Genomic DNA, 25,491 nt, shown 5'->3' on the forward strand with positions numbered 1-25,491 from the left:
TAAGCTTCTGCTCAATGAATACTGATTTTGATATCTTTCGATATCGAATTGACTGTGCGTTATTACTTTCACTTTTAAAAAAGTAAAATCAAAACAGCTCAAGGCTGAATCTTTTAATAACTTATGGTCACTCAGTTCAATTGAGACTCTAAATTTGTTTGCGTCATCTAGCGAACTAGAATCGGCTGTTAGAACTCAATCTGTACGAGTGCCCACACAGATGATTGCTTCATATTTTTAAAGAACGTTTCGAGTTGCTTTCGCGTCTCGAGGGCTGTGCATTCTACTCAACCCTGTTTTATTGTCAACACTTTATTTTAAGAAGTTTGCACTTTTCAATGCACTGTTTAAAACTCAGTTTTACTTGACTCACCCAACTCGTTGAAGTGCTTGTTTATAAGCAGTCCGCCGTGTCGGTGGATGCGCATTATAGGGAGATTCGATTTCCACGCAACCCCTTTTTTAAAGAAAACTGCAAAAAATGGATCGTTTGCGCACTTTACACTCAAAACGCACTAAAAAAGACCATTAATTCACTTATTAATGGCTTTAATTCTGTTGTTAACTGAAAAGCAGTTTAAAAGGTAACCATTACCAGTAGGGTCTGACTGCTTGGTAAATACTGACTCCCCATACCAAGGCGGCAATCAACAATGCCAAGCTTACCGCAGCCGAGCCCATATCTTTAGCGCGCCCAGAAAGAATATGTAATTCCGTAGACACCCTATCGGTAAGCGCTTCAATGGCTGAGTTCAGTAATTCAACAACCAACACTAATAATATAACCACAATCAGTGCTAACCAATGCATCGCGGTATCGGCAATGAAAAAGGAGATAGGAAAAAGGATGAATGCCAAGGTCAGCTCTTGGCGAAATGCGGCTTCGCCCTTATAAGCTGCTTTGAGTCCCCAGTAGGTACAACGCAATGCTTTAACTATCCGCCCTAGCCCTTGGCCGTTTAACTTTAAGCTTGTCATAACGCTTGCCACCTTATTATCAGCCATAAAAAAAGCCCCGATAGCGGGGCTTTTCAATATTGCTATGCAACACCATATTGGTCGCGGTAGGCTTTGACCGCTTGCAGGTGCTCATCCATATTGCCCTGCTGCTCAAGATAGGTGATTAAATCTGCTAGCTTAACTATCGATACCACTTGGGTGTTGAAGTCTCGCTCTACTTCTTGGATAGCCGAGAGCTCTGCTTTGCCTTTTTCCTGACGATCCAGAGCAATCAGCACCCCGCTTAAATCAGCACCATTGGCGGCAATGATTTCCATAGACTCGCGAATGGCGGTGCCAGCGGTGATCACATCATCCACTAACATCACCTTTCCTTTAAGCTCAGAGCCAACTAGGTTGCCTCCTTCACCATGGTCTTTTTTCTCTTTGCGGTTAAAGCAGTAAGGTACGTCTTTATTGTAATGATCTGCCAACGCCACCGCTGTAGTCGTAGCAATGGGGATCCCCTTATAAGCAGGACCAAACAATAAGTCGTAATCAATACCAGCATCTTCAAGTGCAGCTGCATAAAAGCGGCCTAACTTGGCCAAGTCTTGCCCGGTGTTAAACAACCCAGCGTTAAAGAAGTAAGGGCTAGTGCGGCCAGACTTAAGCGTGAACTCACCAAACTTCAATACCTGCTTGGCTAATGCGAATTCAATAAACTGCTTTTGATATTCTTTCATTAGATGTCTCTTTAGCTAGTCGCTTGGTGCTTATGCCAAAGCTTGTTTTTGGATGTCGATAATTTCGCGGATAGAGTGCTTAGCTAAACTTAGCATTTGCTCTAGCTCATCAAATGAGAACGGTTCACCCTCAGCAGTGCCTTGCACCTCGATGATTTTGCCGGTTTCGGTAAGAATCACGTTCATATCAGTTTCGGCTTGTGAGTCTTCGATATATTCCAAGTCGGTAATAGGTTCGCCGTTGAAAATACCCACAGAGATAGCCGCTATCATGTGTTGCAGAGGATTAGTGTTGATCATTCCTTTGGCACGCATATAGGTTAATGCATCAACCAAGGCGACACAGGCTCCACTGATAGATGCCGTACGTGTACCGCCGTCCGCTTGAATCACGTCGCAATCAATAGTGATAGTGTTTTCACCCAAGGCTTTTAAATCAACGGCAGCTCGCAATGCACGGGCGATCAGTCGTTGAATTTCCATGGTGCGTCCGCCTTGCTTGCCACGCGCTGCTTCGCGGTTATTACGGGTGTGGGTCGAGCGCGGTAACATGCCATATTCTGCGGTTACCCAACCTTTACCTTGGCCCTTCATAAAACGCGGTACACCCGCCTCAACACTCGCAGTACACAATACCTTAGTGTTGCCAAACTCAACCAGCACTGAGCCTTCAGCATGCATGGTATATTGGCGAGTAAAGGTCACTGGACGAATTTGGTTAGGTGTTCTTTCACTTGGACGCATTCACTATCCCCTTCATTAAAAATTTTCGTTCATTATATGTGTTCACCCGCTGCGATGCCACGGCACTTTTATGAATTTCCCTAATTGTGCTGGAAATTTCCGCTAGAGCTCACTCTTTGTTAAGGTATAATGCATGCCGATATATCTGTTTTAAATTAGGAAATCATTCATGATCCACAGCATGACTGCGTATGCTCGCCAAGAAATTAAAGGCGATTGGGGCACCGGAACTTGGGAGATCCGCTCTGTAAACCAACGTTATCTGGAAACCTTCATTCGCGCCCCCGAGCAATTTCGCGGTTTAGAACCTGTGATCCGTGAACGGCTGCGTAAAAACTTACAGCGCGGTAAGGTTGAAGTATTCTTAAAATTTGCCGCCAACCCAGCCCATGTCGGCGAGTTACAAATCAATGAGTCTTTGGCCTCACAATTAGTAAAGAGCGCACAATGGGTGCAAGCACAAAGCCAAGGCGACATTAATCCCGTAGACATTCTTCGCTGGCCAGGCGTAATGGAAGCCGAGGAAATGGATATGGACGTCGTGCAAGGTGAATTGCTCAAAGGCTTAAATGGCGTTATAGATGACTTTAAAGCCGCCCGTGCTAGCGAAGGCGAGAACCTTGAGCAAATGATATTAACTCGCTTAGACGCGATTTTAGAGCAAGTCGCCATCGTTGAAGCACAAATGCCCGAAGTCATCAAATGGCAACGTGAGAAGCTATGGCAGAAACTGGAAGATCTGCAAGCCGAAATCGACGAGACCCGCCTTGAACAAGAGCTTATTTACTTGGCGCAAAAGCAAGATGTTGCCGAAGAACTCGACCGCTTAAAATCGCACGTAAAAGAAACCCGTAAAATTCTGAAAAAAGGCGGAGCCTGTGGTCGTCGTCTTGATTTTATGATGCAAGAGTTTAACCGCGAAGCCAATACACTGGCCTCTAAATCCATTAACACCGAAGTGACCAACGCCGCCGTTGAGTTAAAGGTGTTGATTGAGCAAATGCGTGAGCAGATCCAGAATATTGAATAATCACCTCGCATTCATTTAACACATAAAAGCCCCTTTCCAGGGGCTTTTTTTCTTAACCATCTCGGCATTGCTCTTGCGGATACTCAAATTCTAAGGTGGTGTGTGCTAAATCATACTCTGCCAGGTTGTCGGCCAAACGTTGCTTTAACGCTATTACTTGCTCAGCATTAAGCTCTTGAGCAAGACACAAATGCGCTGTCAGCACATGATGTTCGCCATCTAACGACCAGTAATGCACATGGTGAGCGGTGCTGATTTCTTGCGGCTCTATCAGTACCTCAGTGAGTTTTGTTTGCGTCTTTTTATCCGGTGCCCCTTGCAGAAATAGTCGTACGGTCTGCACTAGGTTGCGCACCACATTGATCAAAATAAACAAGGTAAAACAAATGGATAAAATAGGGTCTAGAATCGGCCAATCAACAAACATCAATACGATTGCGACCACCAGCACTGCCACCCAACCCAGCACGTCTTCAAGAAGGTGCCAGTTAAGCACCTTCTCATTGAGTGATTTACCACTGCTCAGTTTAATCGCCGCATAACCGTTCACTGCGATACCTAGCACCGCCAGTGCTAACATGCCTTCCGTTACCGGCATCACTGGGTCGAACAACCTCGGCACCGACAACACCAGTACCCACACCGAGCCAATCACTAATACCACCGAATTAATAAACGCACCGAATAAGCTTAAGCGCCGATAACCATAGGTAAAATGCTGATTAGCACCTTTATTACTGAATTTGTTAAGCAGCCAGGCGCTGCCGATTGACAGGCTATCCCCTAAGTCATGCACGGCATCGGCCATTATCGCGGTACTGTTTGTAAGCCACCCGCCAATAAACTCGATAATAGTAAACCCGAGGTTTAAAAAGAATGCCCAACCAATGCGCTCTGAAGCGATGTCATGGGAATGATCGTGGTGATGCGCCATTTTTTTATCCTTTTGCTGCGTGTACCTACACTCTGGGTTAAAATCTCTTTACCGTCTTTCCCGCTTTTTATCGCGCTCCCTTTAACTTAAGCGCGATTAAGCACATTTTTTCTCGTGCGTTATATCTGTGTAAAAACACTATGCCAAACTTTTGTGAGCATTACTAAGCCTGTCAGCTACCCTAATTAACAGGCTCTTATCAGTGAGTACATTATGAAACTAAAAAGCAAAGTTGTCTTTGTCGTTTGCCGCCGTTATTGCTTTAATGGTTATCTCGAGCCTTATCGTTTGGCTTAAAGTCTCCACCGAAACCCTGCAAGCTGAGGAAGTTAAAAACGACGACCTTCCCGGTTTACTAGCCTATTTATCGATCTCCGATACTATTTATCAAATGCAAAATGAAGCCCTTGAATACATAGGCGGTGAGCAACAAAAGCGAGATAGTTTTGCGGCTTTGTATAGACAATTTCAAACGCAACACCAAGAGCTTTATAAGTATGAGTCTAACAAGCCATCAGACATAGAGAAGATGGCAAACATAGAAAACTTAGTGAAGGAATACAATCGCGGCATCACTGAGGGCGTATTTAATCGCTACGACCCTGAATTGTTTCGTAGCGTACAATCACAAGTGGCACAGTTAGAACAAGACACCGGTGAGAAGTTAGGTGACTTACTCGACGAGCTCAAAGACCAAGAGTATGCACAGGCCATGCAAGCAAGCGATTTACAAACCAGCTTGCAGGATAATTTACCGGGTGTCAGATATTACCTCGAACTGATAGATGAGGCCGGTGACCTGGTCGCGGGTGTGAACGCACACATTCGCGGTGATACCGCAGCTAAAGCACGCTTTAAAGATGATTTAACCAGTTTCAATGAATACCTTGAGGCGCTTCGGCCACTTGAGCAACAACCTGATGAAGTTGCAGCGCTACGTCAAGTTGAGTCTTATCGCGATGACATTGTGCGCACGGCCAACAGCATTTTTACACGCTATAGTCCACAAGACTATATTGATGCTCGAAGTACTATCAATGACCTAGAAGCCCAGGTTGTTGATAAACTAAACACTATTTTGCAAACCTCAGCGCGGGAAGAGCAAGTAGACGCTATTAGCGCCTTAAACCACCTTGTCGAGGGCTTAAACCTGACCTTGATCATTATTGTGATCATTACCTTAATCGCCTTCGTTGTCGCAGGCATTATTGCCTACCTCATTAGCCACTCAATCATTACTCGCTTAAACAATGTGCTAGAAACAGCAGAAAGTGTCAGTATCGGCGATTTATCGCGCCCGGCTATCGCTCATGCTAACAAGGATGAAATCGACAGCCTTGCTGCGGCGACCAATAAAATGTCGTCATCTCTGCATGATTTAATGGCTCTGATCACGTCACTGGCCACTCAGGTTAGAGAATCTAGCTTGGAAATTAGCTCAACAAACGAGCAAATCGCTAATCGCAGCCAAAACTCAGCAGACCAATCAACACAGATAGCCACTGCCATTGAAGAAATGAGCTCAACGGTTTCAGAGGTCGCCAGACAATCACAACAAGCATCTGGCAATAGTGAGCAAGCAAGAGAGTATGCCGCTCATGGTGCCGAAGCAGTAAGCCAAACGGTAGCAGAAATAAGAAGCGCTTCGAGCAGAGTGCAGAACACCTCCAGCTCAGTCACCGAACTGGGTGAGCTTAGTAATCAAATTGGCAATATCATCAGTGTGATCAGTGCCATTGCCGAGCAGACAAACTTGTTGGCACTTAATGCTGCCATTGAGGCCGCACGAGCCGGTGAGCAGGGCCGAGGCTTTGCCGTAGTTGCCGACGAAGTACGCACCTTGGCTGAGCGCACGACCAAAGCCACCGATGAAGTCGCGCAGACAATTACCGCCATCCAAAAGCAAACTCACCAAGCGGTAGAATCTATGCATAGTAGCGTAGAACAAGTAAACAGCAGTGTATCTATGGCGGAGCAGGCCGGGGAACAACTTAGCAATATAATGCAAAGTGCCAGCGACATTGCCAGTATGATTCAATCAATCGCGACGGCCACCGAAGAGCAATCAGTGGTCGCTGCGGAAATGGCCAAGGACGTGTCTGATATTGAACGCGCGAGCCAAGCATCACTGAACGACACGCAAGGGGCTTTAGAGATTGCGAAACAGCTTAATTCTCAAGCCGGTGAACTTAGTGAGTCTGTGCAGCGCTTTAAATTGCGTGCCAGTTAAGCACAATACCCATTGATTTTATGTATCGCTGTCGGTATTTTAGACCCTAATTTAATAACTAACAGGTGTGCTCCCGGTGCTTAAGTGTGTATTTAGCATTCTTTTACCCCTAGTGATTGTGCTGCAATCACTGGCAGCGAGTGCTGATCCCACCCCTGTACATCAAATCGACAGCGAGCATTTACAGAGCGTACATTCGCACCAACAACATGATGACTTGCAACCACAGGCAAGCGATAACTTGCACGATACTGCTGATTGTCATCACTGCGGTCACTGCTCAGGCTCACATCTCACTTGGGGGAGCATGCCGGCCCCCTGTTTTGCCAATGACCATGTTGATTTCGCATTGCCGGACTGGCGCCACCGCGCTGTGGGCGAGGTCATTTACCCAACTTTCCGCCCTCCCATCGTCTAACTGCACTTATCCGTCATGCCCAACGCGCACACTGCGCTTGCGGCTAACTTAACATTTGCAGTTAGAGAATAGTTTATGAAGCTTTCTATTTTTTGCTTTGCGCGCAGCGCGAAGGCACTTAGTGGCGCGTGTGTTCATCGCGCCTTGGACACCTTTTTCACGGTGTTTATCAAAACCGTTACATTGTTAGTATTGAGCGTGTCGTCGCTCACCTTCGCGGGCGAAGGTCACGACCATAAGGATATCAACAATACCGCAAAATCATCACCCAGCGACCATGGTCAAGGTATTGCTCTCAGTGAGCGCAGCATGGCCCTAGCGCAAATAAAAGTAGCGCCCTTACAAGCACGTACACATAACAAAACGCTGTATGCACCTGGAGAGCTCAAAGCCAATGGGTACTCAAGTTACATCGTTTCTGCACGTACTGAGTCGGTTGTCATTGAGCGCCACGCAATGCTTGGCGAGCACGTCAATCAAGGGCAACCACTGGTCACCTTATTCAGTGAAACAATGGCCAATGCTCAGGCCGACTACCTAGTAGCGGCGAGTGAGTGGCAACGAGTAAAGCAACTTGATAACCGAGCGGTGAGTGAAAGTGCTCGCTTAAAAGCACAGTCACAATACAACGCCAGCTACGGGCAGTTAATTGCCCTTGGCTTAACCACTGAAGCCATTGATACGATTAGTAAGGACAACATTGCGTCATTTGGCCAATATTCTTTGGTGGCCCAAACCTCAGGAGTGGTGCTTAACGACGACTTCACCCAAGGCCAACGAGTGGAAGCTGGCCAGAGCATTATGACCATCGCCGATGAATCTAGCCTATGGGTTGAGGCCAAAGTTGCGCCTTATAGCGACGGCGCCATCAATAAAGCCACAGCGGTGAATATCGTCGTCAACGGCCGCACTTACCCAGCGAAAGTCATTCAAGAAGCCCATGTGATTGACCCAACTACACGGACACGGGTGATCCGGCTAAAAGTAGATAACCCGCAAGATAAACTCCATGCCGGCATGTTCGTTGATGTGCATTTCACCTTTGCCAGCACCACGCCTGTATTAGCTCTTCCGCAGAGCGCGCTCATGCGCGGCAGTGACGGCGATTGGCAGGTGTTTGTGCAACAAAGCCCCGGCGAGTTCTTACCCGTAGAGGTTGAATTGGGTGAACGCTTTGGTCGCTACCAACAAATCTCCGGCGTGCCTGCGGGAGTCAATGTCGCGATGACCGGGGCTTTCTTTATTTCTTCTCAACTAGCCAAAAGTGGCTTTGACCCTCATAACCACTAAGCTGGAGCGGCACAATGTTTAATTATATTATTGCTTGGGCGGTGCGTAACCGCCTTCTTGTTGTGCTGGCGTTGGTGAGCCTGATCGCTGCCAGCATCACAGTGATCCCTAAACTTAATTTAGACGCCTTTCCCGACGTCACCAATGTACAAGTAACGGTAAACACCGAAGCCCCCGGTCTGGCCGCCGAAGAGGTAGAGCAACTGATCACCTACCCTATCGAAGCGGTTATGTATGCACTTCCCAATGTCGAGCAAGTGCGCTCGATATCTAAAACAGGCCTTTCTGGAGTGACCATCGTGTTTAACGAGGACACCGATATTTACTTTGCTAGACAGCTGGTTTTTGAGCGTTTACAAGCCGCCAAAGAGCTTATCCCTGACGGTCTTGGCAGCCCTGAGATGGGCCCCAATACCTCAGGCTTGGGGCAAGTGTATCAGTACTTACTTATAGCCGATGCAGAGGCCGAGCTCGATACGATGGCCCTACGCTCACTCAATGATTGGGTGGTAAAGCTGCTGATTATGCCGATTGACGGCGTCACTGATGTGCTGTCATTTGGTGGTCGTGTGCGCCAATACCAAGTCGCCATCAACCCAAATAAGTTACTCGCCTACCAATTAACGCAGCAAGACCTTGTTGCCGCACTCGATGCCAGTAATGACAATGTGGGCGGTTGGTATATGGACCGTGGTCAAGAACAGCTGGTAGTGCGCGGCACCGGCTGGTTTGCTCACTCACGCCAAGGCATTGAGCAAATAAAACAAGTGGCGGTAAAAACCGTCGCCGGCACGGTCATTACCGTCGGTGATATTGCTGAGGTACGCTTAGGCAGCGAGATTCGCCAAGGTGCGGTGACCATGAGCCGTAAAAACGCCCAGGGCGAGGTCGAGCAGTTAGGTGAAGTGGTCTCTGGCATTGTCCTCAAACGCATGGGTGCCAATACCAAAGCCACCATCGATGGGATCGAGCAAAGGGTGCAAATGATCAATCAAGCGCTGCCACAAGGAGTGCGATTTCAACCTTTTTATGATCAAGCAGACCTTATCACCAAAGCCGTGAATACGGTGGTGAATGCACTCACTCTCGCCTTTATTTTTATCGTTGTTGTGCTCGCCCTGTTTCTAATGAACCTACGCGCCACGTTATTAGTGCTCATATCCATCCCTATTGCCATTGCTATGGCCTTAATGATGATGGTGTGGCTTAACGTTTCCGCTAATTTAATGTCACTTGGCGGTCTTGCTGTGGCGATTGGCATGCTGGTCGACGGCTCAGTGGTGATGGTTGAGAACATGTTTAAGCATTTAAGCCGCCAAGACAGCACGTTAACGGCACGCGAGCGTATTTTACTCGCGGGTAAAGAGGTCGCTCGACCGGTGTTTTTCGCCGCAACCATTATTTTAGTCGTGTTTATGCCGCTCTTTAGCTTCGAAGGCGTTGAAGCCAAACTGTTCCAACCGATGGCGATAAGCATTATTTTAGCGGTGATCAGTGCCATTTTCGTGGCGTTGATTATCGTCCCTGCACTAGCAAGCTATCTGTTTACCGGTCAAATCACATCGCGCCCCAGCTTGATACTCAAACCCTTGGATGTGCTTTATCGAAAAACGTTGCACAAGGCTCTAGCGCATACCAAAGCGGTGGTAGTCACGGCGCTTATACTCGTTGCTGGCGCTGTTGCCACCCTAGGGCAGTTGGGAACCGAATTTGTTCCCGAACTCGAAGAAGGTACCATTAACCTGCGCGTTACCTTGGCGCCTTCTTCAAGCCTCGAAACCGCGCTTGCGGTGGCCCCCAAACTCGAAGCCAAACTGTTAAGCTTTCCCGAGGTCACGTACGCTTTGAGCCGTATCGGTCGGGCCGAAATTGGGGGCGACCCCGAGCCGGTCAATAACATCGAAATCTATATTGGCTTAAAGCCTCCCAGTCAGTGGCAAAGTGCAGAAAACCGCTACCAACTACAAGCCTTGATGGAGCAAAAGCTCAGTGCCCACCCAGGGTTGTTGTTTAACTTTTCTCAGCCTATCGCCACGCGAGTTGATGAGTTACTGTCTGGAGTAAAAGCGCAGCTGGCCATCAAACTATTTGGCCCCGAACTTGAAGTGCTAGCGACTCAGGGCGAGGCCATTGCCAATGCGGTAAAAGCGGTGCCAGGCACCCGCGATGTCGCGCTTGAACAAATTGCCGGCGAAGCACAACTGATCGTTAAACCAAAACGCCAAGCCTTGGCTCGTTATGGCTTGCAAGTCGCCGATGTGATGGGCTTGGTGCGCAACGGCATTGGCGGTGTACGAGCCGGACAAATTATTAATGGCAATGAACGCTATGATATTAACGTACGCATTGATAAACCCTACCGACAAACCCCACAAGCCATTGGCAATTTATATTTGCAAGCTAGCAACGGGGCGTGGGTGCGCCTAGCCGATGTGGCCGATATTAGCATTGAATCGGGGCCTCCTCAGGTGCGCCGCGACGATGTACAGCGCCGAGTTGTAGTCCAAGCGAATGTACAAGGCCGGGATATGGGCTCGGTGGTGGCGCAAATTCGTGAGCAAATCGCAAATGATGTGGCGCTGCCCAGCGGTTACTCTGTGGCCATCGGCGGGCAATTCGAAAATCAACAGCGGGCACAGCAGCGCCTCAGCATTGTTATTCCATTGTCACTGGCTGCTATCGCGCTGTTACTGTATTTTGCGTTTGGCAGCGTCGGCCAAGCCTTGCTGATACTAATCAACGTCCCATTGGCAGTTATTGGCGGGGTGTTTTCCTTATATTTAAGTGGGCAGTATTTATCGGTGCCAAGCTCGGTAGGCTTTATTACTTTATTTGGCGTTGCCGTACTCAATGGAGTGGTCATGGTCGAGAGCATCAATCAGCGTATCAATAGCGGCCAGGCTCTAGCCAGCGCAGTATTTGAGGGGGCCACACAGCGCCTGCGCCCGGTGCTGATGACCGCCATCACGTCGGCATTAGGCTTGATCCCCATGCTGCTTTCTCAAGGTGTGGGTGCCGAAATTCAGCGCCCCTTGGCAAGCGTGATTGTCGGCGGGCTACTGACATCCACCTTATTAACTTTGTTTGTGTTGCCAGCTTTGTATCCACGTTTTTCTCAGGCTAAGCTTAAACACTAAAGCTATTGTGGCGCATGAATCGACAACAGGTTTATGCGCCAGTTAACCTAGGCTGAGAAATCCGCTATACTACGCGGCTCTTTTTTAAACCCCAGTATTTAGAGAGACATCATGAGCCAAGTTCGTGGTAATTTGTTTATTTTATCCGCCCCATCTGGTGCGGGTAAGTCCAGCTTGATCAATGCGTTACTCCAACAACATAGTGATATGCAAGTATCGGTGTCGCACACCACTCGTGCTCCTCGCCCTGGTGAGCAAAACGCCAAGCATTATCATTTTGTAAGCGAAGCTGAGTTCAAAACACTGATCGACAATGATGATTTCTTTGAATGGGCGCAAGTGTTCGACAACTATTACGGCACCTCAAAAGCGGCGATAGAACAGCAACTTGCCAACGGCATTGATGTGTTTCTCGATATCGACTGGCAAGGCGCGCGACAAGTGCGTGAATTAGCCCCGGACGTCACCACTATTTTTATTTTGCCGCCATCCAAGGCAGAGCTTGAAAATCGCCTAACCAATCGCGGCCAAGATTCCGCAGACGTGATTGCCGGGCGCATGGCCAAGGCGCAATCGGAAACCTCACACTTTGATGAGTATGATTACTTGGTCGTTAATGATGACTTTGACACCGCTTTAGCAGAGATTGAAACCATCGTTAAAGCCAAGCGCTTAAGCATCAGCGCTCAGCGTGTAAAACATAACGAACTAATCCACGACTTGTTAAAATAACTATTGGCCTAAACTTAACCTTGCAGTAAACTATGCGTTTACAGAATTAAATTTTGGAGTGAAGCATGGCTCGCGTAACTGTTGAAGATGCAGTAGATAAAATTGGCAACCGTTTTGACTTAATCCTTGTCGCCGCCCGTCGTGCGCGCCAGATCGCCGTAGGTGGTAAAGATCCTATGGTTGATGCTGAAAACGACAAACCAACGGTTCTCGCTTTGCGTGAAATCGAGGAAGGCCACATTACTGTGGATACCCTAGAGGCCATTGAACGCCAAGAGCAGCAAAACCAAGAAGCTGCTGAAATGGCAGCTGTTGCGGCTATCGTTGGCGGCAACCAATAAGCGGCCTCTAACGCTCTCAAAACGGCTGCAATACTCGCGCAGCCGTTGGCTTTCCCCTCTTTTCATCGTATATTCACCTTAACTGTTCAATTTCGCCTCGCTGTGTTTGGAGTGTGAATGTATCTCTTTGAAGGTCTAAAGAAAAAAATATCCGAGTACCTGCCTCCGGCTGATGTGGCATTGGTACAAAAAGCCTATGTGGTGGCCCGTGAAGCCCATGAAGGACAATTTCGCTCAAGTGGTGAGCCGTACATCACACACCCCGTTGAAGTAACGCAGATTTTAGCCAGCATGAAGCTCGACCATGAGACCCTTATGGCGGCGCTTATGCACGATGTCATCGAAGACACTGACTTCTCGCAACAAGACCTGGCAGAGATATTTGGCGAGACCGTCGCCGAACTCGTCGAGGGCGTCAGTAAGCTCGATAAACTCAGCTTCAAAGACAAAAAAGAATTCCAAGCTGAAAACTATCGCAAAATGATCATGGCGATGACTCAGGACATCCGCGTTATTTTAATTAAATTGGCGGACCGCACCCATAATATGCGCACCCTGGGAGCACTACGTCCTGACAAGCGTCGTCGCATCGCCCGCGAGACCTTAGAAATCTTTGCCCCCATCGCTAACCGCTTAGGTATCCACGACATTAAAAACGAGCTCGAAGACTTAGGTTTTCAAGCGCTTTACCCGATGCGCTATCGCGCACTGAAATCAGAGGTTGCGAAAGCACGAGGCAATCGTAAGGAAGTGATCAGCAATATTCAGGGTGAGATTGAATCACGCTTGGAAGACGCTGGCATTCAAGCGCAAGTATCAGGGCGAGAAAAGCACCTCTACAGCATTTACAAAAAAATGCTCAACAAAGAGCTGATGTTTAACGAGGTGATGGACATTTATGCGTTTCGCATTGTTGTTGATAGCATGGATACCTGTTACCGCGTGCTTGGGGTGGCGCATAATCTCTATAAACCTATCGAAACACGTTTTAAAGATTATATTGCCGTACCAAAGACCAATGGCTATCAGTCGCTACACACCTCGCTGGTGGGGCCACACGGCATTCCCGTAGAGATTCAAATTCGCACCTTAGATATGGACCACATGGCCGATAAAGGGGTCGCGGCACATTGGATGTACAAAAAGGCGGGAGAAAATACCGGGCACACGGCTCAGCAACGCGCCCGTCAATGGATGCAAAGCCTACTCGAGCTGCAACAAAGTGCAGGCTCTTCATTTGAGTTCGTGGAAAACGTTAAAACCGAACTGTTCCCTGAAGAGATTTACGTATTTACTCCTGATGGCCGTATTATCGAGTTGCCAATGGGGGCCACCGCTGTCGACTTTGCCTATGCGGTGCACACCGATGTTGGTAACACCTGTGTAGGTGCCCGCGTCAATCGCAAACCGCACCCCTTAAGTCGACCGCTTGATACCGGGCAAACCGTAGAGGTGATCACCAGCTCAGGGGCACACCCCAACGCCACGTGGCTCAACTTTATTGTTACCGCAAAAGCACGTTTATGTGTACGTAATTACCTTAAGAGCCAACGCCAAGAAGAGGCTATGCAATTAGGGCGTCGTCTGCTTGATTCGGCTTTGGGCGAGCACGCATTAGACGAGATAGGTGAAGAGCGGATAACGCGTGTGCTTGAAGAGCACCAACTCAACACCTTGCTGGAACTACTGGTCGAAATAGGCTGTGGCAACATTATGAGCATGCTGGTTGCCAAACGCCTACTGCAAGTAGACGAGGAACAAATCGACGACTTAGAAAAATCGGCAAAGGCGGCCATTATTGGTACCGAAGGCATGCTGGTCAATTACTCTAAGTGCTGTCGTCCGGTCCCAGGTGATGCCATTGTCGCTCATGTTAGCCAAGGCAAAGGCCTGACCGTGCACCGCCAAGAATGTAAAAATATTCGCGGCTGGCAAAGCGAGTCATCAAAGTACTTTGTTGTGAAGTGGGAAGATAACCCAGAAAAAGAATACATTGCCGCTTTACGTGTGGAAATCATCAACCACCAAGGTGTGCTCGCTAAGCTCACCAACTTAGTGGCGTCAACAGGCGCTAATATTGTTGAACTAACAACTGATGAAAAAGAAAGCAATTTATATGTTATTGACCTTGGCGTGACCGTGAAAGACCGTATTCACGTAGCAAATATCATGCGCCGCATCCGGGTGATGCCAGATGTACAAAAGGTCTACCGTAAAAAGTAAAGGACAATCATGAATAAAATTATTATATCAACCGACCAAGCCCCCTCAGCTATTGGCACTTATAACCAAGCTGTTAAGGTAGGCACCGCTGTATACCTTTCGGGGCAAATTCCACTTATGGCAGAGACCATGGAAATGATCTCTGATGACTTCGCGGAACAAACACAGCAAGTATTTAAAAACCTGGCCGCCGTTTGTGAAGCCGCCGGAGGTGAGTTACAAGATATGGTTAAGGTCAATATTTTCCTTACCGACTTGAGCAACTTTGCCACGGTGAATGAAATTATGAGCCAACATTTCAAAATGCCTTACCCCGCTCGTGCCGCGATTGGCGTGAAAGAGCTGCCTAAAGGCGCGCAAGTTGAAATCGACGGAATTATGGAGCTGCCATCCACTAATTAGACAGCCCACCTCACTGGTATACTTTTTGGGCAGAGTTTTCTGCCCTCTCCTCTCTTCCATTCTCCTTGTAAATCTCATAAAGTAGGATAAAACTTAATAAAGTCGTGTGCTTGCAAGGAATTATTTGTGTTTAAATTGGCCCACAATGGCAATGTGCTGTTTAATGTGACGCAGGAGACACCGGCGCCACCATCAAAAGCAGCCATGCTAGAAGCATTACAGCAATCCGAATTTGCTGGCTGTAAAGTGGACGACGAGCACCTCGATAAGTTTTACAGCGGTGAAGAATCAGGTCCGAGTATCGTAGTCGGTAAGCGCGTAGATGCCACGTTAGAGGTCACCATCAGCGACGATAAAATGTCAGCGATGGGACGGCTAACCACAGCGCAAGGGGGCAAAGCCCTCGATTTGGAAGCCGGCAAAAAGGCCATTGTGGTGGCGGGTGTACGCCGAGGCTACCAGCAAGCGCTTTTAGAAAAGCTTTTACAACAGCAATTCGAATTGGCCCCTGGTAGTTCAGTGAAAGGCACACTAGCGCGTGGACGCTTACCCGTTGATGGGCAGCCCAGCGAACTAGTCAAACAAACACAAACCCTAAAAGATCGCATTAACAAACCTAAACGCCGTGAAGACGGCACGGTTGATATGCGCGACTTTGGCAAACTTGCCAGCGTTCAGCCCGGCACTGTTCTAATGATCCAAAAGCCTGCAACTCCAGGGAAAGAGGGGTTCACCGTCACCGGCGATGTACTTGAAGCCAAACCTGGTGAGCAACTGTCTTTAATCCCCGGAGAGGGGACCGAACTCAATCCGGATAACCCACTGGAGCTGCGCGCGACTGTTTCTGGCGTGCCCGTGGAATCTCCCAATGGCATGCGCGTTGACGATATTTTCACGATTAAAGAAGTGAACGTTAAAAGTGGCCATATCGATTTTGATGGCTCTGTGGTGATCACCCATAACGTTGAGCCGGGTATGCGGGTGACCGCTAAGGGTGAAATTAGCGTACTGGGCACGGTGGAATCAGGTATTCTTAATGCCACCGGTGATATCACCATCAAACAGGGCACCATTGGTCACCCTAACCACCAACAAAATGACGCCGAGCTTACTTGCCAGATTAATGCAGGCGGTAATTTACATATCAGCCACGCCCAATATTGCTACCTAGAAGCCACCAATATCTATATCGAACGCCAAGCTAGCCATTGCCAATTAAAAGCTCTAGAAAGCCTCATAGTGGGGCCAGAAGAGAGCCCAAATGGTAAGCTCTTTGGCGGTGAAGTACTCGATGCCTGCCGCCTTGAAGCCGGTGAAATTGGTAGTGAGTCGGGGGCCAAGATGCGCATTAATCTAGTTGCCCGAGGCGCGGATATTACCGCTGACAATGACGCCTGTGTGCAGCAACTTTCGCAGACTGACGATAAACTCGCGTCGTTGCAAGATGCATTAGAGAAGGCCGAAGCGATTAAAGACGCGGAAAAGAAAAAGCAACTCATTGAAAAAATTGGCGCCACACAACTGGCTCTAGTACAACAAGCAGATGAGCTTGAAACTAAGCTGTCTAGCTTAGATAACACCTTACACTCACTGCTTGATGGCGCCAACCTTGTCGCCCATCAACGCTTAAATTCCGGCGTTGAGATTCATATCTTTGACAAGGTACTGAAAACAGCCAGGCAGTACCCACCCTGCGTTGTAAAACTAGAGAAAAGCAAAATAGAGGTTGAGTTTAAAACCTCCTAATTAGCAAAAAAAAACGTGCTTAGCCCATTACTCATAACGAGGCTCAGCACGCTAACCACAAGATTTACAATAAGGCTTGCTGTTGTTTTAGCTGCTCAGGCCATACTCCTACCTGTACTTGACCAATATGACTCTTTTGCAAAAGCAACATTGCTAAACGAGACTGGCCGATACCGCCACCAATGGTTTGTGGTAGCTTTTTATGAAGCAAGGCTTGATGCCAAGGCAGTTGCGTTTTGTGGCTTTGCTCGCTCAACTCCAACTGAGTGAGTAATGACTCGGGGCAAACCCGAATCCCCATGGAAGAAACCTCAAATGCATCTTCAAGTACCTTGTTCCACACTAAGATATCGCCGTTAAGTCCAGGCAACCCCTCATCTCCTTGAGTAGACCAATCATCATAATCCGGGGCGCGCACGTCATGACGTTGACCGTCTGCGAGCTTACCACCGATGCCGATGAGAAAGACTGCACCATACTGCTTACAAACCGCACGCTCCCGCTCTTTCGCGCTTAGTTCTGGGTATGCCTGACGCAACTTCTCGGCATGAATAAAATGAATTTTTTCAGGTAGGTAAGGAGCAATATCAAACTGCTCACCGACATAGGTTTCTGTCGCTTTAATGGCAGCATAAATTTGCTCAACAGTGGCCTTTAGCGTCGCTAAACTGCGCTCGCTACGCTCACAAATCACCTTTTCCCAATCCCACTGGTCAACATACACTGAATGGATAGGGCTTAGACGTTCTTCGTCTGGGCGCAAGGCCCGCATATGTGTGTACAATCCAGAGCCCACCGCAAAGCCGTAATCAGCGAGGGTCTTACGTTTCCACTTCGCTAATGAATGCACCACCTCATAACGTTGCTCAGGCAGGGTTTTCACCTGCACGGCGACGGCCTTTTCATGACCACTAAGCTCATCTTGAATGCCATCTCCTACCTGGGCAAGAATCGGCGCCTGCACCTCAACAAGATTCAAAGCCGCTGCTAAGTGCTGTGAAAATACCTGTTTAACCGTACTAATTTGTTGCTGTTGTTGAATATACTCTGTGCTCATGGTCCTCATTCCCATTGCTGCTGCTTTGTTCGATATAAAAACCATACCTCAGCGAGAGTTTTATTCAATACCATTTAACAAAAAGAGCTTTACTTAAAAATAAAAATCAATTTAACTCGAATATATTGGATTTCATTTATTTTTTATGTGTTTTAACTATGGAAAATTATCGATTCGACAATTTAGACAAATCCATCCTTAAGAGCTTGATGAGTAATGCCCGCACCCCTTACGCCGAATTGGCGAAACAATGCGGAGTCAGTGCTGGGACCATTCATGTGCGCATAGAAAAAATGCGCCAAGCCGGAGTGATCACCGGCACCCAGGTACGTGTTGACGCTAAACGCCTGGGGTATGATGTGTGTTGCTTTATTGGCATTAACCTCAACAATGCCCGCGACTACCCCCATACTTTAGAGCTATTGCGTGAGCTCGAAGAAGTAGTCGAGGCCTACTACACCACAGGTAATTACAGCATTTTTATTAAGGTGATGGCGCGCTCCATCGAGCACTTACAAGACGTGCTGATCAATAAAGTGCAAGCGATTGAAGCAATTCAGTCAACCGAAACGCTGATTTCTTTGCAAAACCCTATTAATCGTAGTGTGACCCCATAGCCACATTGGCGTATAATCGGCGCACTTTTTTGTAACAGCAAAGATGGGCTATGGGCGAGAAGCGTTACCACCGAGTAAAACAAGTTTTAGATAGACGACAAACCGATCTCAGCGTGTGCTTAGATGAAGTGCATAAACACCATAATCTTTCGGCCATCGTGCGCACCGCCGACGCTGTCGGTTGTCACCATATTCATGCGGTCTGGCCTAAAGAGCAGCGTCGTCTCACCAATAACACCTCCGGCGGTAGCAAAAACTGGGTGCACACCCATATGCATGACGATATTGACCAGGCTGTTGGCAGTATTCGCGAGCAGATCCCTGGGGTGCAGTTGCTGGCTACTAACCTCAGTAGCGACGCCGTCGACTATCGTGATATTGACTACACCCAACCCACCGCCGTGATTGTTGGCCAAGAGCGCGAGGGGATTTCCGATGCAGCGCTTGCCCATGCTGATAAACATATCGTTATTCCAATGCGCGGTATGGTGCAGTCTCTAAATGTCTCTGTGGCTGCAGCGTTAATCCTATACGAGGCACAGCGCCAACGCGAAGCCGCTGGCTTGTATGAACGCGATACGCTCAATCCACAAATCAAGCACACTTTACTGTTCGAAGGATGCCACCCTATTATTGCCCAGCAATGCAAAGAAAAGGGACTCTCCTACCCGGCTCTCGATGAGAACGGTGAAATTATTGCCAATGAACAGTTCTGGGATACCTTACGCTACAAACGTCAGCGCTAAGTGACTTGAAAGCAAGGCCCTGCAGTCAGTACACTTAGGTTATAACTGTTTGAAGGACATGCCATTTGCCAAGCCTGAACACCTACCCCATTAACGAGCTCAAAGGCGTTGGCCCAAAAATGGCCGAGCGCCTTGCCAAGCTTGGCATTCGTAGCGTGCAAGACATGCTATTTCATTTGCCGCTGCGCTATGAAGACCGCACCCGCATTGTTCCCATCTGCGAGCTTCTGCCCCATACCCATGTGTGTGTGCAGGCCACCATTGAATCCGCCAACATTACCTTTGGTCGCCGGCGGATGTTGGTGTGCCATATTAATGATGGCAGTGGACGCATGACACTCAGGTTCTTTAACTTCTCTGCGGCGCAAAAAAACGCCATGCTAGAGGGCAAAGTGATCCGCTGTTTTGGTGAAGTGCGCCGCGCTAAAGTCGGGCTAGAAATGGCGCACCCTGAGTACAATATTAGTGACAGCCCCGAAGCCCTCCCTACACAAACACATTTAAGCGCCATTTACCCCACCACCGACGGACTAAAACAACTGTCATTGCGTAACCTAATGCTTCAAGCGCTGCAAGCCTTGAATCCCGCGCCGATAGAAGAGCTGCTGCCACAACAGTATCGTCCCGCAGGTTGGTCACTCGCCGATGCTATTCGCTTTATTCACCAACCACCGGTTGATAGCGATATCCAAGCTTTAGAGCTCGGTGAACATCCAGCGCAGCAACGTCTGGCATTTGAAGAGTTACTGGCCCATAACCTCAGCTTGTTGGCCCTAAGGCAACAGGGGCAAGCTCACAAGGCCGTGGCCTTGGCGCCAAATAATGCCTTAGAGCAGCCATTTGTAGCGTCTTTAGGGTTTACGCCGACGTCAGCACAGCAACGCGTAGTGGCAGAGATTAAAACGGATATGCAGCAGCCGTATCCAATGATGCGCTTGGTACAAGGCGATGTTGGCTCAGGGAAAACCTTAGTGGCAGCACTGGCAAGCTTATGTGCCATCGCCCAAGGCTACCAAGTGGCGCTCATGGCGCCGACAGAAATTCTCGCCGAGCAACATGCTTTAAACTTCAGCCGTTGGTTTACCCCCCGAGGTATTCAAGTTACCCTGCTGGGTGGTAAAACCAAAGGCAAAGCACGTGAGCACGCCCTGAGCGATATTCAAAGTGGTCAGGCGCAAATGATTATTGGCACCCACGCATTATTCCAAGATCAGGTGCAATTCAATAACCTGGCGTTGATCATAATTGATGAGCAACATCGTTTTGGCGTCCACCAGCGCTTGTCACTGCGTGAGAAAGGCCGCTTTGGCGATTGCTACCCACACCAATTGGTGATGACCGCCACCCCCATCCCTCGCACCTTAGCGATGACCGCTTATGCTGATTTGGAAACATCGATTATCGACGAGCTGCCCCCCGGGCGCACGCCAGTTACCACCGTTGCTATTCCCGACAGCCGACGTGACGATGTCATAACGCGTGTGCACAAAGCGGTACAAGAGCAAGGTAGACAAGTTTACTGGGTGTGTACCCTGATTGATGAGTCTGATGCGCTGCAGTGTCAAGCCGCGCAATTAAGCGCCGAAGAGCTTCGTGAGCGCCTCCCTGAGCTGCGTATTGGCCTAGTTCATGGTCGTCTAAAGGCGGATGAAAAGCAACGCGTTATGAGTGAGTTTAAAGACGGCGAACTTGATGTGCTAGTGGCAACGACAGTGATTGAAGTGGGTGTTGATGTCCCCAATGCCAGCCTAATTATCATAGAAAACCCCGAGCGCTTAGGGTTGGCGCAATTACATCAGCTCCGTGGTCGTGTTGGCCGGGGCGCGGCAGCCTCCCATTGTGTGCTGCTCTATCATGCCCCTTTGTCACATACTGCGCAGCAGCGCCTAGGAGTGTTACGTGATAGCAACGATGGTTTTGTTATTGCCGAGCGCGATTTGCAAATTCGTGGACCAGGGGAAGTGTTGGGCACAAAACAAACCGGCATGACCGATTTTAAAGTGGCGGATTTAGAGCGCGACAAATCCTTAATCAACAACCTTCGTCCGCTCGCCAAACAGCTTCTAATACAGCATCCAGAGGTAGCCAAGGCATTGTGTTGGCGCTGGTTAGGCGATCGCTCTGCCTACGCCCAGGCCTGATGGAACTATACCTGTATCAAAGCATTATAAGTGTGCTACTCACTGTATTTAGACAACAAAAAACCCGCCTAATGGGCGGGTTTTTCATCTGCAAAAGCTTAGAATTTGTATTCCATGCCCACAGCTAAATAGTCTTCATCAGCGCTCGCATCGTCATCAAATTTGGTATAAAAGCCAAATAACTTGGTACTTTTATTAAACTTGTAATCAACGCCTGCGGTCATCGCATTACGGTCGTTGCCAGCAAAATCCATGGTTTGGTATTGCGCTTTTAATACCGTTTTATCAATCGCATATGCTGCACTTACTAAGAAGCCGTCGCTGTCTTCACCGCCTGCTGCGGGCTCTTGTGTTTGGTACATGGCACCGAGCTTTATTCCTGCGACTTTAGTGCCTACCGTAGCACGTAAAATATCGTAGCCTTTTACTTCACTGTCAGCGGCAATTGCGGCGTACACGTTGGATTTTTTCAGGCCTTTATCACCATAAGTCAAGGCAACCGAATAGCCGTTGTCAGCATCAGTATCGTCTTCAGCAATATAACTGGCAATAACTTTAAAACCATTGAGGCTATTCGAGGTATATGTAACCGAATCACCTAAGCGATTTTCACCTTTGAATACGTTTTTAATATCGCCTTCAAGGTCACTGAACAAGTCAACTTTACCTTGCGATTGCTTTAGCGCGGTATCGTTACGACCAATCACGATTTGGCCAAAGTTACCTTTAAGACCGACGTATTGGTTACGTGCAGTGATGTTGTCTTTATCGCCTTTTGAATCAGCATCAGACAAATCAACCTGAAACTCAAGTTTATAAACTACGTCCAAGCCATCAGCAATCCCCTCTGAGCCTTTAAAGCCAAGGCGAGACGCATTACTTTTGATTTCAGTGAATGATCCCTCACCCTCATCAGATGACTGCACTGTTACATTCGCTTTACCGTAAATATTGACATCAGCCGATGCGTAAAAAGGCAATCCAGCCGCCACAGCGAGCACTAGTGCAGAAGGAGCAAATCTCATAGTCGTTTCCTCAGTTAAAAATCGCAACACATAATTAAAACGCCTGCAGTCTGCCAGTGTTAAATTACAGAAATATGACAAATGACATTTAAAGTTCAACAAAGTGTCACCGAGGTGACATTTAAGCTTCACATTCAACGCTTTAATAATGATGTTTATGTGAGTTCTTCACCGATTAATTGTAGCTGCTGTTGCAGCTTTTCAATTAAGTCTTTTTGTTCATTGTCTTTATGAAAGGCGACGAACACTTCTCGCGAGGTCTGCGGCACTCCTTCAACTAAGAAGAGCTCTCCCGATTCCAGATATTGCTGCGCTTGCACTCTTGGCACAAAGGCACTACCGCCACAACGTAAAATCAACTCTAAGGCGATACGTCCTGTACTGGTGCGAAAATAAGGCGGTGCCGAATTGGCAAAATTGCGGGCATGCCACAGCGAAAATGCCGTCCCCCAATCCACGAATACATATTGGTTATCAAAAAAAGACTCAGCAGTCGCATCGGCATAACTCGACAGCGGAATAATATCCAGTGTGCAAATTGGTTCAACGCATAACTCATCGACCTTAGGTAAATCGAACAGCACCGCTATATCTAAGGTGCGTTCGAGTAATAGCCGGGTGCTCTCCTGCTGATTTTTAACTTCTGCGACCAAGGAGATGCCCGGCATGGCCGAGACAATATGGGCAATACCAAATTGCAAAAACGCACCCCAAATATTCGCTGTGCCACTGAGTGCCAATTGACGGCGCATGTTATCTGCCAGCGCCACATCCAGCTTGGCACGCTGTACTCCGGTGACAATCAGCTTAGCGTGAGGTAACAGACGCTCCCCCGGAGCAGTCAGCTGGATGTTATTGCGTTGGCGCAGAAATAGATTGACACCCAAGCTTTGCTCTAACTGACGAATACGAAAGCTCACCGCTGACTGCGTGATATATAAGTTTTCTGCAGCGCGGCCAAAGTGGCGAGTACGCGCGACCTCAATGAACGTCTTCAGTAAATCGATATCCACTCGTGTTTATCCTCACGATAAAAATTTTTTGTTTAAAAAAACAACGCTTGTGTACCATACTCCAGCCGATTTCCCTTGTATTAGGAGCTAGCTATGACGGCGCACCAATTGTTCGAATTACGCAAAGCTTTTGCTTGCGATCACAAATTCTATAACGATGAAAAGTTCCCACGCGGTTTCAGCCGCAGTGGCCACTTTACGCTACTAGAATCGGAGATTTTAGAAGAACATGGACGCTTATTAAAAGCTTTGCAAGAAAAAACAGTTGAACCCATTAACGACACACAAGCGCATTTCGTTGCAGCCACGACTGGCGTATCCTCGCCCATCAACCCGGTCGAGAACGCGTGGATAAAGTACTTAAAACTGACGACCAGTAAGGCACGTTTTTTCACCTTGTTTGGGCGTAAACGCAGCTTTGACGCGCCTGAAGTGGAAGTAGAAATCGATAGCGACGATCTCGATTAAACCGCACTTTACGCCCATGCCAGCCATTAGCAGGCGTGGGCGAACTTAAAAATTAACGCAAGCTGGCGCGATTGACGGTGCCTTGCTGCTGCGCGCGAGCGTTGCGGCTAAAGCGCCATGAATCCCAACTAAACACCAGCAACGCAGCCCAAATACAGGCGAAGGTAACGATGCGCTCAGCATCAAATACCTCGCCATAAAAGACCACGGCTAATAAAAACATCAGGCTTGGGCCAATATATTGGAAAAAGCCGATAGTAGTGTATTGCAACCGCTTAGCAGCAGCGGTGAAGCACAATAGTGGTAAGGTGGTCACAATACCTGCGCTAACCAGCAAGGTGTTTAATTGCCAACTATTGACCATTAAATCGGAGCTTGCTGTGGGCGTTGAGAAGTACCAATAAGCCAGGGCCACCGGGAATAAGATAACCGCTTCAAGTAATAACCCAGGTAATGATTCAACGGGCATCTTTTTACGAATTAAACCATAGGTGGCAAAGGAGCCAGCCAACGCAAAGGCCACCACCGGAAACGAACCGAAACTGATCAGCTGAATGGCCACCCCAGTGAGCGCCAGAGCCACCGCAAATAGCTGCCACTTGCGCAAGCGCTCAGATAAAAAGGTTACACCGAGTAGTACGTTCAGTAACGGGTTGATGTAATAGCCAAGGCTGGCATCGAGCATGTGGTCATTGTTCACCGCCCAAATAAACAAGCCCCAGTTGAAACCTAATAAAGTGGCACTCACTACCAGCATGAGTAAGTATTTTGGCTGTTTAATGATCACTTGGACGTTACGCCACTGACGCAACACTGCCACCACTAACAACAAAAATAGCACCGACCAAATCACACGATGGGCAAGGATTTCCAGAGCGGGTACAGCGAGCAACTGTTTGAAATAGACCGGGGCAACTCCCCACATAGTGAACGCCAAGGCTGCGAATAGCATGCCTTTTTTGGCTTGAGCATCGGATGACATAACACTAACCCAAACGGTAAAAACGCTATTCTACGCCTCGCATTGTTGAAGGGCTAGTTTATCCGACTAAATAAGTGCCTGTACCATAAGCGATTTGCACACCCTGGTCATTATGCAGCTCCATACGACATACACACACCTTGTTACCCGAGCGAATCAACATAGCCGTAGCAATAAAACGCTCACCCTTACCCGGGCGTAAATAATCTGTGCGCAAATCGATGGTGCCTAAGGTTGCCAGCCGGGATTGTGCGCTGAGCATTTCTGCCGGGCCAAATTTATCAATCACCGATGCCGCAGCAAGCAATCCACCCACGGTGTCTAACAACGACGAAATGACTCCGCCATGGAGTATTTGCTGTTGCGGGTTACCGATTAACTGCGCGCTCCATGGCAATTCGATGCTCGCCGACTCGCCGTCCAGCTCCTTGATCTCCATTGCCAATAACTGGTTAAACGGCATTTGCGCAAATAACTGGCTTAGCTTATTCAGGGCTTGAGCTTTATCCATAGTCTGTTCTCAACTGGTA

At 48.2% G+C, this 25,491-nt stretch carries 23 protein-coding genes; 14 read left to right on the plus strand and 9 right to left on the minus strand.

What is annotated here, in order from left to right; all coding sequences use genetic code 11:
* Window positions 1-591: 591 nt before the first annotated feature.
* The 3 genes from MHM95_RS12540 to rph all read right to left on the minus strand — a co-directional run bounded on the left by MHM95_RS12540 (window position 592) and on the right by rph (window position 2,429).
* A complete protein-coding gene (locus tag MHM95_RS12540; protein WP_026110905.1) occupies window positions 592-978 on the minus strand; it encodes a diacylglycerol kinase in 387 nt (128 codons plus the stop codon).
* A gap of 62 nt (window positions 979-1,040) precedes the next feature.
* Window positions 1,041-1,685 carry an orotate phosphoribosyltransferase gene (gene pyrE, locus MHM95_RS12545; protein WP_138508657.1) on the minus strand — a complete coding sequence of 215 codons (645 nt, stop codon included), beginning with the start codon at window positions 1,683-1,685 and terminating at the stop codon, window positions 1,041-1,043.
* A 30-nt stretch (window positions 1,686-1,715) separates the two neighbouring features.
* Window positions 1,716-2,429: a ribonuclease PH gene (gene rph / locus MHM95_RS12550; RefSeq protein ID WP_022943484.1), complete on the minus strand. Its 714-nt coding sequence runs from the start codon at window positions 2,427-2,429 to the stop codon at window positions 1,716-1,718.
* 169 nt (window positions 2,430-2,598) lie between these two features.
* Here rph and MHM95_RS12555 point away from each other — a divergent pair, with 169 nt between their 5' ends.
* A complete protein-coding gene (locus tag MHM95_RS12555) occupies window positions 2,599-3,459 on the plus strand; it encodes a YicC/YloC family endoribonuclease (protein WP_239385455.1) in 861 nt (286 codons plus the stop codon).
* 52 nt (window positions 3,460-3,511) lie between these two features.
* On the opposite strand, the gene MHM95_RS12560 is transcribed toward MHM95_RS12555, so the two are convergent.
* Window positions 3,512-4,393: a cation diffusion facilitator family transporter gene (locus tag MHM95_RS12560; RefSeq protein ID WP_239385456.1), complete on the minus strand. Its 882-nt coding sequence runs from the start codon at window positions 4,391-4,393 to the stop codon at window positions 3,512-3,514.
* Window positions 4,394-4,631: 238 nt separating this feature from the next.
* On the opposite strand from MHM95_RS12560, the gene MHM95_RS12565 reads away from it, so the two are divergent.
* From MHM95_RS12565 to MHM95_RS12605, 9 genes are all read left to right on the plus strand, one after another.
* A complete protein-coding gene (locus MHM95_RS12565; RefSeq protein ID WP_239385457.1) occupies window positions 4,632-6,623 on the plus strand; it encodes a HAMP domain-containing methyl-accepting chemotaxis protein in 1,992 nt (663 codons plus the stop codon).
* A 76-nt stretch (window positions 6,624-6,699) separates the two neighbouring features.
* The gene (locus tag MHM95_RS12570) at window positions 6,700-7,041 is read left to right on the plus strand and encodes a hypothetical protein (RefSeq protein WP_053909709.1); all 342 of its coding nucleotides are present in this window, start codon (window positions 6,700-6,702) and stop codon (window positions 7,039-7,041) included.
* Window positions 7,042-7,116: 75 nt separating this feature from the next.
* Window positions 7,117-8,331, plus strand: a complete 1,215-nt coding sequence (locus MHM95_RS12575) for an efflux RND transporter periplasmic adaptor subunit (RefSeq protein ID WP_239385458.1) — start codon at window positions 7,117-7,119, stop codon at window positions 8,329-8,331.
* Between the two features lie 14 nt (window positions 8,332-8,345).
* Entirely contained in the window at window positions 8,346-11,468 is a 3,123-nt protein-coding gene (locus MHM95_RS12580; protein WP_239385459.1) for a CusA/CzcA family heavy metal efflux RND transporter, read from the plus strand.
* A 111-nt stretch (window positions 11,469-11,579) separates the two neighbouring features.
* On the plus strand, window positions 11,580-12,200 hold the full coding sequence (gene gmk, locus MHM95_RS12585) for a guanylate kinase (RefSeq protein ID WP_045979328.1): 621 nt from the start codon (window positions 11,580-11,582) through the stop codon (window positions 12,198-12,200).
* Window positions 12,201-12,265: 65 nt separating this feature from the next.
* Window positions 12,266-12,541, plus strand: coding sequence for a DNA-directed RNA polymerase subunit omega (rpoZ, locus tag MHM95_RS12590; RefSeq protein ID WP_022943476.1), 276 nt, complete (start codon window positions 12,266-12,268; stop codon window positions 12,539-12,541).
* 117 nt (window positions 12,542-12,658) lie between these two features.
* The gene (gene spoT / locus MHM95_RS12595; RefSeq protein WP_022943475.1) at window positions 12,659-14,764 is read left to right on the plus strand and encodes a bifunctional GTP diphosphokinase/guanosine-3',5'-bis pyrophosphate 3'-pyrophosphohydrolase; all 2,106 of its coding nucleotides are present in this window, start codon (window positions 12,659-12,661) and stop codon (window positions 14,762-14,764) included.
* A 9-nt stretch (window positions 14,765-14,773) separates the two neighbouring features.
* Window positions 14,774-15,166 (plus strand): RidA family protein, encoded by a 393-nt coding sequence (locus MHM95_RS12600; protein ID WP_239385460.1) that lies wholly within the window; start codon window positions 14,774-14,776, stop codon window positions 15,164-15,166.
* Window positions 15,167-15,292: 126 nt separating this feature from the next.
* A complete protein-coding gene (locus MHM95_RS12605) occupies window positions 15,293-16,912 on the plus strand; it encodes a FapA family protein (protein ID WP_239385461.1) in 1,620 nt (539 codons plus the stop codon).
* Window positions 16,913-16,976: 64 nt separating this feature from the next.
* On the opposite strand, the gene asnA is transcribed toward MHM95_RS12605, so the two are convergent.
* Entirely contained in the window at window positions 16,977-17,969 is a 993-nt protein-coding gene (gene asnA, locus MHM95_RS12610; RefSeq protein WP_239385462.1) for an aspartate--ammonia ligase, read from the minus strand.
* Window positions 17,970-18,127: 158 nt separating this feature from the next.
* On the opposite strand from asnA, the gene asnC reads away from it, so the two are divergent.
* The 3 genes from asnC (at window position 18,128) to recG (ending at window position 21,473) form a co-directional block, all read left to right on the plus strand.
* The gene (asnC, locus tag MHM95_RS12615; protein WP_022943471.1) at window positions 18,128-18,586 is read left to right on the plus strand and encodes a transcriptional regulator AsnC; all 459 of its coding nucleotides are present in this window, start codon (window positions 18,128-18,130) and stop codon (window positions 18,584-18,586) included.
* A 50-nt stretch (window positions 18,587-18,636) separates the two neighbouring features.
* A complete protein-coding gene (gene trmH / locus MHM95_RS12620; RefSeq protein WP_239385463.1) occupies window positions 18,637-19,332 on the plus strand; it encodes a tRNA (guanosine(18)-2'-O)-methyltransferase TrmH in 696 nt (231 codons plus the stop codon).
* A gap of 65 nt (window positions 19,333-19,397) precedes the next feature.
* On the plus strand, window positions 19,398-21,473 hold the full coding sequence (recG, locus tag MHM95_RS12625; protein ID WP_275441999.1) for an ATP-dependent DNA helicase RecG: 2,076 nt from the start codon (window positions 19,398-19,400) through the stop codon (window positions 21,471-21,473).
* Between the two features lie 98 nt (window positions 21,474-21,571).
* On the opposite strand, the gene MHM95_RS12630 is transcribed toward recG, so the two are convergent.
* Both MHM95_RS12630 and MHM95_RS12635 read right to left on the minus strand, forming a co-directional pair.
* Window positions 21,572-22,498, minus strand: a complete 927-nt coding sequence (locus tag MHM95_RS12630) for a porin (protein ID WP_022943468.1) — start codon at window positions 22,496-22,498, stop codon at window positions 21,572-21,574.
* Window positions 22,499-22,653: 155 nt separating this feature from the next.
* Window positions 22,654-23,511, minus strand: a complete 858-nt coding sequence (locus MHM95_RS12635; protein WP_239385464.1) for a LysR family transcriptional regulator — start codon at window positions 23,509-23,511, stop codon at window positions 22,654-22,656.
* A 93-nt stretch (window positions 23,512-23,604) separates the two neighbouring features.
* Between MHM95_RS12635 and MHM95_RS12640 the strand changes: the two genes are divergently transcribed.
* On the plus strand, window positions 23,605-23,979 hold the full coding sequence (locus MHM95_RS12640; RefSeq protein ID WP_239385465.1) for a DUF413 domain-containing protein: 375 nt from the start codon (window positions 23,605-23,607) through the stop codon (window positions 23,977-23,979).
* A gap of 52 nt (window positions 23,980-24,031) precedes the next feature.
* Here the strand turns inward: MHM95_RS12640 and rarD are convergent, their stop codons facing one another.
* Both rarD and MHM95_RS12650 read right to left on the minus strand, forming a co-directional pair.
* Window positions 24,032-24,961 (minus strand): EamA family transporter RarD, encoded by a 930-nt coding sequence (gene rarD / locus MHM95_RS12645; protein WP_045979326.1) that lies wholly within the window; start codon window positions 24,959-24,961, stop codon window positions 24,032-24,034.
* Between the two features lie 58 nt (window positions 24,962-25,019).
* Window positions 25,020-25,472: a thioesterase family protein gene (locus tag MHM95_RS12650; protein ID WP_022943464.1), complete on the minus strand. Its 453-nt coding sequence runs from the start codon at window positions 25,470-25,472 to the stop codon at window positions 25,020-25,022.
* Window positions 25,473-25,491: the final 19 nt, after the last annotated feature.

The sequence above is a fragment of the Pseudoalteromonas sp. CnMc7-15 genome (assembly GCF_022347925.1).
GTDB classification, from domain to species: domain Bacteria; phylum Pseudomonadota; class Gammaproteobacteria; order Enterobacterales; family Alteromonadaceae; genus Pseudoalteromonas; species Pseudoalteromonas ruthenica.

Coding starts and splice junctions, on each gene's coding strand:
- MHM95_RS12540 (WP_026110905.1), bottom strand. CDS start 978: ATGACAAGCTTAAAGTTAAACGGCCAAGGGCTAGGGCGGATAGTTAAA.
- pyrE (WP_138508657.1), bottom strand. CDS start 1,685: ATGAAAGAATATCAAAAGCAGTTTATTGAATTCGCATTAGCCAAGCAG.
- rph (WP_022943484.1), bottom strand. CDS start 2,429: ATGCGTCCAAGTGAAAGAACACCTAACCAAATTCGTCCAGTGACCTTT.
- MHM95_RS12555 (WP_239385455.1), top strand. CDS start 2,599: ATGATCCACAGCATGACTGCGTATGCTCGCCAAGAAATTAAAGGCGAT.
- MHM95_RS12560 (WP_239385456.1), bottom strand. CDS start 4,393: ATGGCGCATCACCACGATCATTCCCATGACATCGCTTCAGAGCGCATT.
- MHM95_RS12575 (WP_239385458.1), top strand. CDS start 7,117: ATGAAGCTTTCTATTTTTTGCTTTGCGCGCAGCGCGAAGGCACTTAGT.
- MHM95_RS12580 (WP_239385459.1), top strand. CDS start 8,346: ATGTTTAATTATATTATTGCTTGGGCGGTGCGTAACCGCCTTCTTGTT.
- gmk (WP_045979328.1), top strand. CDS start 11,580: ATGAGCCAAGTTCGTGGTAATTTGTTTATTTTATCCGCCCCATCTGGT.
- rpoZ (WP_022943476.1), top strand. CDS start 12,266: ATGGCTCGCGTAACTGTTGAAGATGCAGTAGATAAAATTGGCAACCGT.
- spoT (WP_022943475.1), top strand. CDS start 12,659: ATGTATCTCTTTGAAGGTCTAAAGAAAAAAATATCCGAGTACCTGCCT.
- MHM95_RS12600 (WP_239385460.1), top strand. CDS start 14,774: ATGAATAAAATTATTATATCAACCGACCAAGCCCCCTCAGCTATTGGC.
- asnA (WP_239385462.1), bottom strand. CDS start 17,969: ATGAGCACAGAGTATATTCAACAACAGCAACAAATTAGTACGGTTAAA.
- asnC (WP_022943471.1), top strand. CDS start 18,128: ATGGAAAATTATCGATTCGACAATTTAGACAAATCCATCCTTAAGAGC.
- trmH (WP_239385463.1), top strand. CDS start 18,637: ATGGGCGAGAAGCGTTACCACCGAGTAAAACAAGTTTTAGATAGACGA.
- MHM95_RS12630 (WP_022943468.1), bottom strand. CDS start 22,498: ATGAGATTTGCTCCTTCTGCACTAGTGCTCGCTGTGGCGGCTGGATTG.
- MHM95_RS12640 (WP_239385465.1), top strand. CDS start 23,605: ATGACGGCGCACCAATTGTTCGAATTACGCAAAGCTTTTGCTTGCGAT.
- rarD (WP_045979326.1), bottom strand. CDS start 24,961: ATGTCATCCGATGCTCAAGCCAAAAAAGGCATGCTATTCGCAGCCTTG.
- MHM95_RS12650 (WP_022943464.1), bottom strand. CDS start 25,472: ATGGATAAAGCTCAAGCCCTGAATAAGCTAAGCCAGTTATTTGCGCAA.